This window comes from Streptomyces sp. NBC_00385, assembly GCF_035917155.1.
Taxonomy (GTDB): Bacteria; Actinomycetota; Actinomycetes; order Streptomycetales; family Streptomycetaceae; genus Streptomyces; species Streptomyces poriferorum.
This window is the reverse complement of record NZ_CP107951.1, coordinates 5,134,203-5,148,395: the sequence shown is the minus strand read 5'-3', so window position 1 is coordinate 5,148,395 and position 14,193 is coordinate 5,134,203. Positions and strand designations below refer to the sequence as shown.

General features: G+C 71.4%; 14 protein-coding genes. 7 read left to right on the top strand and 7 right to left on the bottom strand.

Annotation, left to right across the window (positions count from 1 at the left end):
• Positions 1-160: 160 nt before the first annotated feature.
• Positions 161-1,978 (bottom strand): ABC-F family ATP-binding cassette domain-containing protein, encoded by a 1,818-nt coding sequence (locus OG959_RS23065; RefSeq protein ID WP_326661285.1) that lies wholly within the window; start codon positions 1,976-1,978, stop codon positions 161-163.
• A 194-nt stretch (positions 1,979-2,172) separates the two neighbouring features.
• Here OG959_RS23065 and OG959_RS23060 point away from each other — a divergent pair, with 194 nt between their 5' ends.
• From OG959_RS23060 to OG959_RS23050, 3 genes are all read left to right on the top strand, one after another.
• Positions 2,173-2,829 carry a lipoprotein gene (locus OG959_RS23060; protein WP_326661283.1) on the top strand — a complete coding sequence of 219 codons (657 nt, stop codon included), beginning with the start codon at positions 2,173-2,175 and terminating at the stop codon, positions 2,827-2,829.
• A 92-nt stretch (positions 2,830-2,921) separates the two neighbouring features.
• On the top strand, positions 2,922-3,173 hold the full coding sequence (locus OG959_RS23055) for a type II toxin-antitoxin system Phd/YefM family antitoxin (protein WP_326661281.1): 252 nt from the start codon (positions 2,922-2,924) through the stop codon (positions 3,171-3,173).
• On the top strand, positions 3,170-3,430 hold the full coding sequence (locus tag OG959_RS23050) for a Txe/YoeB family addiction module toxin (RefSeq protein ID WP_326661278.1): 261 nt from the start codon (positions 3,170-3,172) through the stop codon (positions 3,428-3,430). The genes OG959_RS23055 and OG959_RS23050 overlap by 4 nt, the downstream gene beginning before the upstream one ends.
• Here OG959_RS23050 and OG959_RS23045 read toward each other — a convergent pair.
• The 6 genes from OG959_RS23045 to rsmI form a co-directional block, all read right to left on the bottom strand.
• Positions 3,418-4,323 carry a 4-(cytidine 5'-diphospho)-2-C-methyl-D-erythritol kinase gene (locus OG959_RS23045; RefSeq protein WP_326661276.1) on the bottom strand — a complete coding sequence of 302 codons (906 nt, stop codon included), beginning with the start codon at positions 4,321-4,323 and terminating at the stop codon, positions 3,418-3,420. The genes OG959_RS23050 and OG959_RS23045 overlap by 13 nt on opposite strands.
• Complete coding sequence (rsmA, locus tag OG959_RS23040; protein WP_326661274.1) at positions 4,320-5,192, bottom strand: 16S rRNA (adenine(1518)-N(6)/adenine(1519)-N(6))-dimethyltransferase RsmA; 873 nt, start codon at positions 5,190-5,192, stop codon at positions 4,320-4,322. Before rsmA ends, OG959_RS23045 begins: the two co-directional genes overlap by 4 nt.
• Before the next feature lie 72 nt (positions 5,193-5,264).
• Positions 5,265-6,470, bottom strand: coding sequence for a ubiquitin-like domain-containing protein (locus OG959_RS23035; protein ID WP_326661272.1), 1,206 nt, complete (start codon positions 6,468-6,470; stop codon positions 5,265-5,267).
• 114 nt (positions 6,471-6,584) lie between these two features.
• Positions 6,585-7,451, bottom strand: a complete 867-nt coding sequence (locus OG959_RS23030; protein ID WP_326661270.1) for a TatD family hydrolase — start codon at positions 7,449-7,451, stop codon at positions 6,585-6,587.
• Between the two features lie 34 nt (positions 7,452-7,485).
• On the bottom strand, positions 7,486-7,848 hold the full coding sequence (locus OG959_RS23025; protein ID WP_326661268.1) for a hypothetical protein: 363 nt from the start codon (positions 7,846-7,848) through the stop codon (positions 7,486-7,488).
• A gap of 159 nt (positions 7,849-8,007) precedes the next feature.
• Positions 8,008-8,904 carry a 16S rRNA (cytidine(1402)-2'-O)-methyltransferase gene (rsmI, locus tag OG959_RS23020; protein ID WP_326661266.1) on the bottom strand — a complete coding sequence of 299 codons (897 nt, stop codon included), beginning with the start codon at positions 8,902-8,904 and terminating at the stop codon, positions 8,008-8,010.
• A 53-nt stretch (positions 8,905-8,957) separates the two neighbouring features.
• Between rsmI and OG959_RS23015 the strand changes: the two genes are divergently transcribed.
• The 4 genes from OG959_RS23015 (at position 8,958) to OG959_RS23000 (ending at position 14,186) form a co-directional block, all read left to right on the top strand.
• Positions 8,958-10,736: a dolichyl-phosphate-mannose--protein mannosyltransferase gene (locus OG959_RS23015; protein ID WP_326661264.1), complete on the top strand. Its 1,779-nt coding sequence runs from the start codon at positions 8,958-8,960 to the stop codon at positions 10,734-10,736.
• A gap of 133 nt (positions 10,737-10,869) precedes the next feature.
• On the top strand, positions 10,870-12,513 hold the full coding sequence (locus OG959_RS23010; protein WP_326661262.1) for a penicillin-binding transpeptidase domain-containing protein: 1,644 nt from the start codon (positions 10,870-10,872) through the stop codon (positions 12,511-12,513).
• Between the two features lie 34 nt (positions 12,514-12,547).
• A complete protein-coding gene (locus OG959_RS23005) occupies positions 12,548-13,315 on the top strand; it encodes a hypothetical protein (protein ID WP_326661260.1) in 768 nt (255 codons plus the stop codon).
• A gap of 19 nt (positions 13,316-13,334) precedes the next feature.
• Positions 13,335-14,186: an EamA family transporter gene (locus OG959_RS23000; protein ID WP_326661258.1), complete on the top strand. Its 852-nt coding sequence runs from the start codon at positions 13,335-13,337 to the stop codon at positions 14,184-14,186.
• The last annotated feature ends 7 nt before the right edge of the window (positions 14,187-14,193 follow it).

Genomic DNA, 14,193 nt, shown 5'->3' with positions numbered 1-14,193 from the left:
CTGTTCCGTTGTCGTTCCGTCGGTGCCTGCGCTGCGAAGTGGTCCGGCAGGTGCGCCGGGCAAGGTTTCTTTCTACCACCCGCCCCACCGGCCTCATCGGCCACACCAGTCACGGCAGTTGCACCGGCCACGCAGCAAGGCGCCCCGGAACGACGGCCGGTCAGGCGTCCTCGGCCAGTTCCAGCCAGCGCATCTCCAGCACATCGCGTTCCGCGACGAGTTCGCGCAGTTCGGCGTCGAGCTTCGCGACCTTCTCGAAGTCCGTGGCGTTGTCGGCGATCTGGGCGTGCAGCGTCGTCTCGCGGGTCGACATCTTGTCGAGCTGCCGCTCGACCTTCTGCAGTTCCTTCTTCGCCGCGCGCGCCTCCTGCGGCGAGACGCCCGGCGCCGGGGCGGCGGCGGTCCGGGAGGCCGGGGAGGGCGCGGCGGGGGCGGCGGACCCGGCCATCTGGAGCCTGCGTTCCAGGTACTCGTCGATGCCGCGCGGCAGCATCCGCAACGACTTGTCGCCGAGGAGCGCCAGCACCTTGTCCGTGGTCCGCTCGATGAAGAACCGGTCGTGCGAGATCACGATCATCGACCCGGGCCAGCCGTCGAGGAGATCCTCCAGCTGGGTCAGGGTCTCGATGTCGAGGTCGTTGGTGGGCTCGTCGAGGAAGAGGACGTTCGGCTCGTCCATCAGCAGCCGCAGGATCTGCAGCCTGCGCCGCTCACCGCCCGACAGGTCGCCGACCGGCGTCCACTGCTTCTCCTTCGAGAAGCCGAACTGCTCACAGAGCTGGCCCGCGGTCATCTCCCGGCCCTTGCCGAGGTCGACCCGGTCGCGCACCTGCTGCACGGCCTCCAGCACCCGCAGGTTCGGGTTGAGCTCCGCGACCTCCTGGGAGAGGTAGGCCAGCTTGACGGTCTTGCCGACGACGATCTTCCCGTCCGCGGGCTGTGCCTCGCCCTGGGTGCGGGCGGCCTGTTCCAGCGCCCGCAGCAGCGAGGTCTTCCCGGCGCCGTTGACCCCGACCAGGCCGATCCGGTCGCCGGGGCCGAGCTGCCAGGTGAGGTGGGTCAGCAGCGTCTTGGGGCCGGCCTGGACGGTGACGTCCTCCAGCTCGAAGACGGTCTTGCCGAGCCGGGCGTTGGCGAACTTCATCAGCGCGCTGGTGTCGCGCGGCGGCGGCACATCGGCGATCAGTTCGTTGGCGGCCTCGATGCGGTAGCGCGGCTTGGACGTACGGGCGGGGGCGCCGCGCCGCAGCCAGGCCAGCTCCTTGCGCATCAGGTTCTGCCGCTTGCCCTCCTCGGTGGCGGCGATCCGCTCGCGTTCGGCCCGGGCGAAGACGTAGTCGCTGTAGCCCCCCTCGTACTCGTGGACCGTGCCGCGCTGGACGTCCCACATGCGGGTGCAGACCTGGTCGAGGAACCACCGGTCGTGGGTGACGCAGACCAGTGCCGAGCGGCGGGCGCGCAGATGCCCGGCCAGCCAGGAGATGCCCTCGACGTCGAGGTGGTTGGTCGGCTCGTCGAGGACGATCAGGTCCTGCTCGGCGATGAGGAGCTTGGCCAGCGCGATCCGCCGGCGCTCACCGCCGGAGAGCGGGGCGATGACGGTGTCCAGGCCCTGCTCGAAGCCGGCCAGGTCGAGGCCGCCGAAGAGCCCGGTCAGGACGTCACGGATCTTGGCGCTGCCCGCCCACTCGTGGTCGGCGAGATCGCCGATGACCTCGTGGCGGATCGTGGCCTTCGGGTCGAGCGAATCGTGCTGGGTCAGGACGCCGAGGCGCAGTCCGCCGTTGTGGGTGACCCGGCCGGTGTCCGCCTCCTCCAGCTTGGCGAGCATCCGGATAAGGGTCGTCTTTCCGTCTCCGTTACGGCCGACGACACCGATCCGGTCCCCTTCGGACACGCCGAGGGACACACCGTCGAGCAGCGCACGGGTGCCGTACACCTTGCTGACCTGCTCGACATTGACGAGGTTGACGGCCACGAACGCTCCAGCTCGAAGGAGAAACACTGACCTTCAGCGTAGTCGCCATGGCGCCGGGCTCCTTACGAGCGCCCGCTCACCTGTGCGGGACGGTGCCGGGCACGGTGTCCTCGCGGACACCCCTGTGCGGTACCTTGCCCGCATTGATCAAGCCCGGGGCCGGTCCCCGGGTGTCACCCGGGGTGGGGAACTTCATGACACGACGTACGGTTCGCGGGCTGGCGCCCGTCCTGCTGGCAGCCGTGGCGCTGACCGGCTGCTCGTCGGGGTCCGACGGCGCGACGACGGTGGACACGAAGCCGGGCGGCGCCCCGGCGAAGACGACGGCGAAGGCGACGGCGGAGACGTCCGCGACCAAGGGCGGCACGGTCGGGGGCTCCGGCTCCGTGTGCAAGCTGCCCGTCGTCCTCGACACGGCACAGCACTGGACGGCGGAGGCCGTGGTCGCCGGCAAGCCCGGCTCGGACTTCGCCGAGCTCGGCATCCAGGGCCCGGTCACCCTGGCCTGCGAGATCGACGCGAAGCCCGCCGGGCACATCGGGTTCCTCCGGGTGTGGAAGGGCGACGACAAGGGGAGCACGGCGCGCCAGGCCCTGGAGGGCTTCGTGAAGGCGGACACCAATCCCTCGAAGATCACGTACACGCAGACCACGGTCGGGAAGCTGTCCGTGACCGAGGCCCGCTACACCATCTACAGCGAGCTCCTGGACGAGTCGCGCCCGAACCGGGCCTTCGCCGTCGCCACCCCGGACGGGCCGGTCGTGGTCCACCTGGGCGGGCTGGACGCGGACGAGCACAAGTCGATGCTGCCGGCCTTCGAGCTGGCGAAGCGGAGCGTGCGGCTCGGCTGAGGCCGTACACGTATCGCCGTGGCCCTCCCGGGAGTGCTGTACGTACACCTATCTGTACGTACAGCATCCTGTACAGCACTGAGGAGGCAGCCGTGCGCACGATGACCTACACCGAATCGCGGGCCAAGTACGCGGAGACCCTCAGCGCGGTCGTCGACGACCGCGAAGAGGTCATAGTGACGCGTGCCGGGCATGAGCCCGTGGTGATCGTGGCGCTCGACGAGTACGAGGCCATGAAGGAGACGGCCTACCTGTACCGGAGCCCCGAGAACGCGCGTCGCGTGCTGGCGGCGATCGATGATCTCGAGAACGGTGGCGGCTCGGTTCGGGACCTCGTCGAATGAAGCTTGTCCGGCATGAGACCGCATGGGCCGACTACGTCTGGTGGCAGGCCCAGGACCGGAAGGTCCTCAAGCGGATCAACGCCTTGCTCCAGGACGTCGTCCGCAACGGGAACGAAGGCATCGGTAAGCCGGAACCTCTGCGGCACGGATTCCACGGGTACTGGTCCCGAAGGATCAGCGACGAACACCGCCTCGTCCACCGCGTGGCCGAGGACGAGGTACGCATCGCCTCCTGCCGCTACCACTACGGCCGCTGAACCGTCGCCCCCGGCGCCGGGGACGACGCGATCCGGGCGGTGCGACAGGACCCCGAGGCGGTCAGCGCGTCGGCGATGGCGCGGGCCGACGCCTCGTCCTCGGTGAGGAACGCGGTGGTAGGCCCGGAGCCCGAGACCAGCGCGGCCCGTGCGCCCGCGACGGTGCCCGCGGCCAGGGTGCGGGCCAGCGAGGGCCGCAGCGACAGCGCCGGGGCCTGGAGGTCGTTGCTGAGGACTCCGGCGAGGGCGGCGGTGTCGCCGGACCGCAGGGCGCCCAGGAGCGCGGGCGACACGACGGGCTCGGGCACCCGGGTGCCCGCCGTGAGCCGGTCGAACTCGCGGTAGACGGCCGGGGTGGAGAGCCCGCCGTCGGCGACCGCGAAGACCCAGTGGAAGGTGCCGCCGACCTCGACCGGGGTGAGCTGCTCGCCGCGGCCGACCCCGAGGGCCGCCCCGCCGACCAGGCTGAACGGCACGTCGCTGCCCAGCTCCGCGCAGATCTCCAGGAGCTCCTCGCGGGAGGCGCCGGTGGACCAGAGCGCGTCGCACGCGAGCAGCGCGCCGGCCGCGTCCGCGCTGCCGCCGGCCATGCCGCCCGCGACGGGGATGTCCTTGGCGATGTGGAGGTGGACGTCGGGTGCGATGCCGTACCGCTCGGCCAGCGCGGTCGCGGCGCGGGCGGCGAGGTTGGAGGCGTCCAGCGGCACCTGGTCGGCGTCCGGGCCCGAGCAGGTGACGCGCAGCGCGTCGGCCGGGGTGACGGTGACCTCGTCGTACAGGCCGACGGCGAGGAAGACGTTGGCGAGGTCGTGGAAGCCGTCGGGGCGCGCGGCGCCGACCGCGAGCTGGACGTTGACCTTGGCCGGCACCCGGACGGTGACGCTCGCGCTCATGCGGACAGCTCCGGCTTGTTCTCGGCGATGGCGGCGAACTCCTCGACGGTGAGGGCCTCGCCGCGGGCCTGCGGCGAGACGCCGGCCGCGACCAGGGCCGCTTCGGCGGCGGGCGCGGAGCCCGCCCACCCGGCCAGGGCGGCGCGCAGTGTCTTGCGGCGCTGGGCGAAGGCGGCGTCGACGACCGCGAAGACCTCGGCCTTGCTCGCCGTGGTGGCGACGGGCTCGGTGCGGCGGACCAGCGACACCAGGCCCGAGTCGACGTTGGGCGCGGGCCAGAAGACCTTGCGGCCGATGGAGCCGGCGCGCTTCACGTCGGTGTACCAGTTGGCCTTCACCGACGGCACTCCGTAGACCTTGTTGCCGGGCCTGGCGGCCAGCCGGTCGGCGACCTCGGCCTGCACCATGACCAGGGTCCGCTCGATGCTGGGGAAGCGGTCGAGCATGGTGAGCAGCACGGGCACGGCGACGTTGTACGGAAGATTGGCGACCAGCGCGGTCGGCGGCGGGCCCGGCAGCTCCCGGACGAGCATCGCGTCCGAGTGGACGAGGGTGAAGCGGCCTGCGCGCTCCGGCATCCGGGCGGCGACCGTGGCCGGCAGGGCGGACGCCAGCACGTCGTCGATCTCGACGGCGACGACCCGGTCGGCCGCCTCCAGCAGAGCCAGGGTCAGCGAGCCCAGACCGGGGCCGACCTCCACCACCACGTCGTCCGGGCGGACCTCCGCGGTGCGCACGATCCGGCGGACCGTGTTGGCGTCGATGACGAAGTTCTGACCGCGCTGCTTCGTGGGACGTACGCCCAGCGTCGCGGCCAGCTCGCGGATGTCTGCGGGGCCCAGGAGGGCGTCGGGCTCTGTGGTGCTCACCTGTTAAGCGTACGGGCTGTCGCCAGGGCCTCTCGTTTGGAACAGGCGAGCCCCGCACGGCAGGGACAGCCCTCAGCCTGCCGTCCCTGCCGTGCGGGGCCCGGTACCGGCCTTCACGACCTGGCTGACCGGTTCCCGTACGACCTCGGTGGCCAGCACCCTGGGCTTCTGCCGGACGCCGTTGACGGTCCGCAGGGCGTACATGACCCGGCGCGACCCGTCCCGGCCCTCCCGTACGACCACTTCGGTGCCGGCGGCCAGGGCCCCGTCCCCGGACCGTTCCACGGCGTACGGCAGCAGTTCCTCGCGCACCACCCGGGTCGTCGCGATCCGGAGCACGGAGACGGTCTGGCCCTCGCGGGGGAAGCTCTCCGGGGCCACGGACGTGGTGTCCTCGCCGTGCAGGACGATTCCGGCCCGGGCGACGGCCTCGCGGACGGTGGCGGCGTTGGTGCGGACGGTGTGCTCGCGGCCGTCGGCCATCACGGTGACGGTGCGCTCGGTGCGCACGTCCAGCGTCAGTCCGGTGCGCCCGATCGGTGCGGCCCGGGAGACGGAGAGGTAGGCCCCGTCGGCCCGCACGCCGAGGCGGCGCAGCGCGGCGCCGACGGTGGGCTCGGAGGTCCAGACGCGGCGCCGCACCCCGTCGAGCGTGAGCGTCACCGGGCGCGGGCCGCCGACGGTGATCACGTCGCCGTCGCCGAGGCGGGTCCCGGGGGCCGGGGACACCGCCGTGCCGTCGTCCGCGGCGATGCCCTGTTCGGCGAGGAGTTCGCCGACGTCGTCCGCGAAGGTGTGCAGGGTGCGGGGCTGCCCGTCGACGTCCAGCGTCACCGCCTTGTCCTCGGCGACGAACGCGGTCGTCCCGCCCGCCAGGAACGCGACCACGAGGGCCTGCGGCACCAGGCGGCGCAGCTGCTCGGGCCGGACGGTCACCCGACGCCGCCGGGTGCCCCGCCGCGCCCCGGACCTGCCGCCGGGGGCCGGCACGGTGAGCGCGGTGACGGTGGGGGCCTGCGCGGTGCGGCCCGGGGCGTGCGGGCCCCCACCACCGGCCTGCGCGGTGCGGCCCGGGGCGCCGGTCGCGGCCGCGGTGCGCCCGGTCGGCATGTCCACGACGGTCGGGGCGCGCCGGGGCCAGGCGGCGAGCGTGAGCTCCTCGTGCGGCGGGACGGGGGACGGGCCCGGCACGACGACGGTGGCGGGCCCGCGCTTCCCGGCCGGCGACGTACGCCCTCTGCCGCGTGCTGCACGGTGACTGCCCTGCGAATTGCTCACGACGCTCGCTCCAGAAGGTCCGTACCGCCCGGCTCACTCTTGGCGCCCGGGACGATAGCCGAGGGGACGTGACTCTCCAAAGCGGCGCGACTACGCAGGGTCGCGAGAGGCGGGTCAGTAGTCGAACGCGCGCGCCGTGTTGTCGGCGATCGCCGACGCCAGGGTGTCCTCGTCCATGCCCTTGACCGCCGCCATGGCGCGCAGCGTGACCGGAATCAGATACGGCGCGTTAGGCCGTCCGCGGTACGGGGCGGGCGTGAGGAAGGGCGCGTCGGTCTCGACGAGGACCAGTTCGACCGGCGCCACGGCCAGCGCGTCACGCAGCGGCTGGGCGTTCTTGAACGTCATGTTGCCCGCGAAGGACATGAAGTACCCGGCGTCCGCGCAGATCCGGGCCATGTCGGCGTCGCCGGAGTAGCAGTGGAAGACGGTCCGCTCGGGGGCGCCCGCGTCGGCCAGGATGCGCAGCACATCGGCGTGCGCCTCGCGATCGTGGATGACGAGTGCCTTGCCGTGCCGTTTGGCGATCTCGATGTGGGCGCGGAACGACTCCTCCTGGGCCGCCATGCCCTCGGGCCCGGTCCGGAAGTAGTCGAGTCCGGTCTCGCCGACGCCACGTACGTGGTCCAGTGCGGCCAGCGCGTCGATCTCGGCGAGCGCCTCGTGGAGCGCGGCGGTCCCGCCGCCCTCGCGCGCCCCCTGCCGCGACCAGCCATCCGGATCTCCGTGCACGATCCGCGGCGCCTCGTTGGGGTGCAGTGCGACGGCGGCGTACACGGACGCGTGCGCCGCCGCGGTCTCGGCCGCCCAGCGCGAGCCCTTCACGTCACAGCCCACCTGGATCACGGTCGTCACGTTCACCGCGGCGGCCCTGGCCAGGCCCTCCTCGACGGTGCCGTCCTGCATGTCCAGGTGAGTGTGCGAATCGGCGACCGGCACCCGGAGGGGCTCGGGCAGCGGCGGGGCTTCGGTACGGCTCATGGCCACGATCGTACGAGGACCGTGGCCGGGACCCTCACTTGCGGTGGAAGGGGTGGAGCAGGTCGGAAAGGTGCCAGTGGTGGTCACCCGCGGGAGCAGCCGTGGCGGCCACGGGCTCCCGCACCTCGGCGGCCGGCCGGCGGTTCTGCAGCAGCTGCTGCACCGTGGAGACCCGGCCGGCCCGCATGATCCTCACGACGTGGCCGCCGCAGTTCGTGCAGGTCGGCGTGGAAAGCGGCGACGGCACACGTTCGCCGTCCGCCTTGTAGACCACGAATGCGTGGTTCGAGGCGTCGACGTGGTGCTCTATTTCGTAGGCCTGTTCCCAGCCGTATCCACACCTCATGCAGGCGAAGGCATACGCCTCGTGCACGGTGGTTGCTGCGATCTCGCTCATGCCTGCTCCTCTTGTCCGCCGGACAAGCACTCCGGAGAATGCGTCCTGGATCCAGTGGACGCCTTTACCGGCGGGAGCGCACCAGGCCCTGTCGAGTGTTGGAGCGGATTTGGCCTTCTCGTGGCAAAAAGGCCCGGAACGCGACTCGCGCTTTGCTTTTCACGATAGTCCTTTACCCTCCGCCGGGCCGGTCCGAGCCGCATTCTTTGCTGCGACGACCGCGTCGAACACCTCGCGTTTGGGCAGCCCCGCCGCGGCGGCGACGGCGGCGATCGCCTCCTTGCGCCGCTCCCCCGCCTCCTCGCGCACCTGCACCCTGCGTACCAGTTCCTCGGCGTCCAGTTCCTCGGCCCCGGAGTCGGCCGCGCCCTCGACGACGACGGTGATCTCGCCGCGTACGCCTTCGGCCGCCCAGACGGCGAGCTCGCCCAGCGGGCCGCGCTTCACTTCCTCGTACGTCTTGGTCAGCTCGCGGCACACCGCGGCGCGCCGGTCGGCGCCGAAGATCTCGGCCATGGCCACGAGGGTGTCGTCGAGCCGGTGCGGGGCCTCGAAGAACACCATGGTGCGGCGCTCGTCGGCGACCTCGCGGAGCTTGCCGAGGCGCTCACCGGCCTTGCGCGGCAGGAAGCCCTCGAAGCAGAACCGGTCCACCGGCAGCGCGGACAGCGCGAGCGCGGTGAGAACCGCCGACGGGCCCGGCACCGCCGTGACCTTGATGTCCTTCTCCACGGCCGCGGCGACCAGCCGGTAGCCGGGGTCGGACACGGACGGCATCCCCGCGTCCGTCACCAGCAGCACCCGGGCACCGCCCAGCAGCGCCTCGACGAGTTCGGGCGTACGGGCGGTCTCGTTGCCCTCGAAATAGGAGACGACACGCCCCGTCGTGTGGATGCCCAGCGCCTGGGTCAGCCGGCGGAGCCGGCGGGTGTCCTCCGCGGCGACGACATCGGCCGTCTCCAGTTCTGCGGCGAGGCGTGGCGGGGCGTCCGCCACATCACCGATGGGGGTCCCTGCGAGTACCAGCGTTCCAGTCGTTCCAGTCACAACGTCCATCCTCCCAGCACGGGCGACAGCACTCGCACAGATGCGTTCCCTACGATGGCGCGGTGACGAGTACTGCGCCCGAAGCCCGGCAGGGCCAAGACGCCGGGGAACTGCACGGCCCGGAGCCGACTTCCTGGCAGCAGCGGCTGCGCCGCTTCGGCCATTTCCCGCGCCCCGGTATCGGGCTGCGGGAGCGGCTGGTTCCGCCGTACACCCGCCCGGGGGGCCAGGTGTGGGCGGTGCTCGCGGTGCCCCCGCCGGTCGCGGAGCGGCTGGTGCGCTGGTCGGCCTGGGGCGGTCCGCTGCTGGTCGCGGCGGTCGCCGGGGTGCTGCGGTTCTGGAACCTGGGCAGCCCGCACGCGGTGATATTCGATGAGACGTACTACGCCAAGGACTCCTGGGCGCTCATCAAGCAGGGGTACGAGGGGTCGTGGCCCAAGGACGTCGACAAGCTGATCCTCAACGACCCGTCGCAGGTGCCGGTCCCGACCGATCCCGGTTATGTGGTGCACCCGCCGGTCGGCAAGTGGATCATCGGGATCGGTGAGCAGCTCTTCGGGTTCACGCCATTCGGCTGGCGGTTCATGGTCGCCGTGCTCGGCACGCTGTCGGTGCTGATGCTGTGCCGGATCGGCCGCAGGCTGTTCCGCTCGACGTTCCTGGGCTGTCTGGCGGGCGCGCTGCTCGCGGTGGACGGACTGCACTTCGTGATGAGCCGCACGGCGCTGCTCGACCTGGTGCTGATGTTCTTCGTACTGGCCTCGTTCGGCTGTCTGCTGATCGACCGGGACTGGGCCAGGCGCAAGCTCGCCGCCGCGCTGCCCGTCGACGAGGACGGCGTGCTGAGGCCGGACGCCGGGATCGCGGAGGGGTTGCGGCTCGGCTGGCGTCCGTGGCGGATCGCGGCCGGGATCTCGCTGGGACTGGCCTTCGCCACCAAGTGGAACGGGCTGTACATCATGGTCGCGTTCGGCCTGATGACGGTCTTGTGGGACGTGGGCGCGCGGCGGACGGCAGGCGCCGTGCAGCCGTACAAGGCGGTGCTGAAGCGGGACCTGATGCCGGCGTTCGTCTCCACGGTGCCGGTCGCGGTGCTCACGTACCTCGCCTCGTGGACCGGCTGGATCATCCACAACGACCCCGACCGGCACGGCTACTACCGGGACTGGGCGGCGACCGACGGCAAGGGCGGCAACTGGACCTGGCTGCCGGACTGGCTGCGCAGCCTGTGGCACTACGAGAACCAGGTGTACGAGTTCCATGTGAACCTGACGTCCGGTCACACCTACCAGTCCAATCCGTGGAGCTGGATCGTGCTGGGCCGGCCCGTCTCGTACTTCTACGAGGAGCAGAACGGCTGCGTCCAGTCGTCGACCGGCAAGTGCGCGCGCGAGGTGCTGGCCCTCGGTACGCCCCTGCTCTGGTGGGCCGCTTGCTTCGCCCTGCTGTACGTGCTGTGGCGCTGGTTCTTCCGCCGCGACTGGCGGGCGGGCGCGATCGCCTGTGGCGTGGCGGCGGGGTGGGTGCCGTGGTTCCTGTACCAGGAACGCACCATTTTCCTTTTCTACGCGGTCGTGTTCGTGCCGTTCCTCTGCCTGGCGGTCGCGATGATGATCGGCGCGATGCTGGGCCCGGCTGCCGGCACCGGGGAGAAACACGAACTGGGCCTGGCGAAGGGTGATCCGTCAGGTGAACGACGCCGGACCGTGGGGGCCGTCGCGGCCGGCGTCCTGGTCCTCCTGATCGTCTGGAATTTCATTTACTTCTGGCCGCTCTATACGGGGACCCCGATTCCGGAGGATTCCTGGCGGGATCGCATGTGGCTGGATACCTGGATTTGACCGGTCTGTGCATGCTGCATCGGATCGCATTCCGATAACAACCTGCTCCCCCGTCACGGCAGTCCCGTAAAGTGCCGGGAAAAGCCCCCTTGAACATGTTCAAGGGGGCCTCCTGGGGAGGGGGACTGCAGGGATGCGCAGTGGAGCGAAGGTAGCCGTGGTCGGCGGGGTGTTCGCCGTCGTGGTCGGTGGGGTGGGGTACGGGGCGTACAACGTCCTGGACGGCCTCGGCGACAGCGGGGTCGGGGGCGGTTCGGACACCAAAGCCACTTCGTCCGAGGTGAAGACGGGCCCGGTCACCGAGGACGAGATAGCCGAGACGTCGAAGGCGTTCCTCGCCGCTTGGGCGAAGGGCGAGGCGACCGTCGCGGCCGAACTGACCAACAACAAGGGCGACGCCGAGCCCGCACTGGCCGGCTACAGCGAATCGGCCCATGTCACGAAGGCCGTGATCACACCGGGCCCGGCGACCGGCTCGAAGGTGCCGTACACGGTCAAGGCGACGGTCTCCTACGAGGGCAGGACGAAGCCCTGGACGTACGCCTCCGAGCTCACCGTCGTACGCGGCCTGACCACGGGCCGCCCGCTCGTCGACTGGGTCCCGTCCGTGATCCATCCGGAGCTGGGCAAGGGCGAGTCGCTGGAGACCGGCGAGTCGAAGACCGCGTCGATCGAGGCCGTGGACCGCAACGGCAATGTGCTCACCAAGGAGAAGTACCCGTCGCTGGGCGCCATCCTGGACGACCTGCGCAAGCGGTACGGCGCGAAGGCCGGCGGCACCGTCGGCATCGAGACCTGGATCAACAGCGCGAACGCCGACGGTGCGGACAAGACGCTGCTGACCCTGGTCAAGGGGAAGCCGGGCAAGGTGCCGACCACCCTGGACGCGAACGCCCAGGCGGCGGCCGAGACCGCGGTCAAGCAGTACAGCGGGGCCTCGGTGGTGGCGGTGAAGCCGTCCACCGGCGAGATCCGCGCGGTGGCCAACAACCCGGCGACCGGCTTCAACACGGCGATGAAGGGCGAACAGGCGCCGGGCTCCACGATGAAGATCGTGACCGCCGCGCTGCTCATCGAGAAGGGGCTCGCGTCCGCGAACAGCCCCGTCGAGTGCCCCAGGGAAGTGCTCTACCAGGGCAGGACGTTCCACAACCTGAACTACTTCTCGCTCCCGTCCACGGACACGTTCACGTCCAGCTTCGCCCAGTCCTGCAACACGGCCTTCATCAAGCTGATCGACGACACGAAGGACGACGCGGCGCTCGGCAAGGAGGCCCGGGACGTCTTCGGGATCGGCCTGGAGTGGAAGACCGGTACCGTCTCCGTCGACGGCAGCGTGCCGGAGGCGACCGGTGGCGAGGCGGCGGCCCAGTACATCGGCCAGGGCACGGTGACGATGAACGCGCTCAACATGGCGTCGATCACCGCGACGGCCCGCACCGGCACCTTCCGTCAGCCGGTCCTCGTACCGCGCAGTCTGGACGGCCGTCAGCTCGCCACCGCGTCCCGGTCGCTGTCGCCAAACGTCACCGGGCAGCTGACCGCCATGATGCGGGCCACCGCCTCCTGGGGCACCGGCAAAGCGGCCATGTCCTCGGTTCGCGGCGACAAGGGGGCCAAGACCGGCTCGGCGGAGGTGGACGGGCAGTCCACGTCCAACAGCTGGTTCACCGGGTTCAGCAACGACCTCGCGGCAGCGGCGGTCGTCCAGTCCGGCGGCCACGGCGGGGACGCGGCCGGCCCGGTCGTCGCCGCGGTCCTGCGCGCGGGGCAGTGAACGTAACGACCGACACGCTGGGAGAAGAAGCACCATGATCGCCGGACTGCCCCTGCTGCTCGTCCTGGCCGCCCTCGTCGCCGCAGGCGCGGCCGGCCGGCAGCTCCACCGCTACCCGGGAGGCTGGAAGTTCGCGTTCGGCGGCGCGTACGCCGCCGCACGCCACGACCTCGACACCGCGCGCAACACACTGCGCACCCTGGAACGGGCGGCGCAGTGGGAGTTGTCCGGCGCGCAGAACGCCGTCCGGAAGGCCGACTCCACCCACCGGCGCGAGGTGCGCAGAGCCGAGGAGGAACTCGCGTATCTGCGCGAGCCCGGCCGCGGCGGGTACCGGGACGAGATCAGGGACCTCAGCCTCTACGAGCACGTCCTCGTGGCGAGCGGCACCGACGACTGGAGCGGCGACCTCCATCTGCCGCTGCACGAGATGTCCATCCGCGCCGACTACTCCGCGGGGGAGTCCCACGTCTACCTGACCGGCCCGGACGGACGCCGGCACCTGCTGACCTACCCGCACACGGAGCTCGCCGAGGAGTACGTCCGCAGGTTCGTCCTCGACGTCCAGAACGCCATCGCCACCGACAAGGCCTTCCAGCGGGACCGGCCGAGGCTCATCCGTGAGGCCGGGGCCGAGCTGCGGCGCCTGCGCAGCAGCGCCACCGGACCGACCGAGGAAGGGCGCAGGCTCGAAGAGGTCACCGCCCGTCAGAGCGGCGACCCCCGTATCCCCCGGGCCCGCCAGGAACTCGACGCGGCCCACGCACGCTGGCAGGCTCTCACCGGCCGCCGCCCCCGCTGAACGGAATCCCGGGTACCACGTGACACCGCTCGTCGCCATGGCCGTCCTGACGGCCGCCTTCACCCACGCCGGCTGGAACGCCATCGCTCATGCGATCAAGGACCAGCTGCTCTCCTTCACCCTGATCGCCGGGGGCGGTGTGCTGATCGGCGCGGCCGCCGCCTGCTTCGTCCCGTTCCCGGCCGCGGAGGCCTGGCCGTACCTGCTGGTGTCCGCCGCCCTGCACGTGGCGTACATGCTGTTGCTGATGCGGTCGTTCACGCTCGGCGACTTCGGCCAGATGTACCCGATCGCACGCGGCACGGCACCGCTCGTGGTCACCGTCCTCGCCGCCGTCTTCGTGGGCGAGCGCCCGGACGGCTGGGCGACGGCGGGCGTCGCGGTCGCCTCGGCGGGGCTGGTCGGGCTGGCCCTCTGGGGCATCCGAGGCGCCGGTAAACGCCCCCAGTGGCCCGCGATCCTGGCCGCGCTCGCCACGGGTCTGGCCATCGCCGGATACACCACGGTCGACGGCGTCGGCGTGCGCGCCTCGGGCAGTTCGCTCGGCTACATCGCCTGGCTGATGATCCTCGAAGGCCTCGCCATCCCCCTCTACGCCCTCCACCGGCGCCGCTCCGCCCTCCCGGCCCAGCTCCGCCCCCACGCGGTACGCGGCCTCCTGGGCGCCGCCCTGTCGGTGACGGCGTACGGACTCGTCCTGTGGGCGCAGACCCGCGCGGCACTCGCCCCGGTGGCGGCGCTGCGCGAGTCGTCGATCATCGTCGGCGCGGCGATCGGCGCGGTGTTCTTCAAGGAACGCTTCGGCGCCCCGCGCATCGCGGCGGCCGGGCTGATGGTGGTCGGCATCGGGCTGATGCTGCATACGAGTTGAGAGCGGT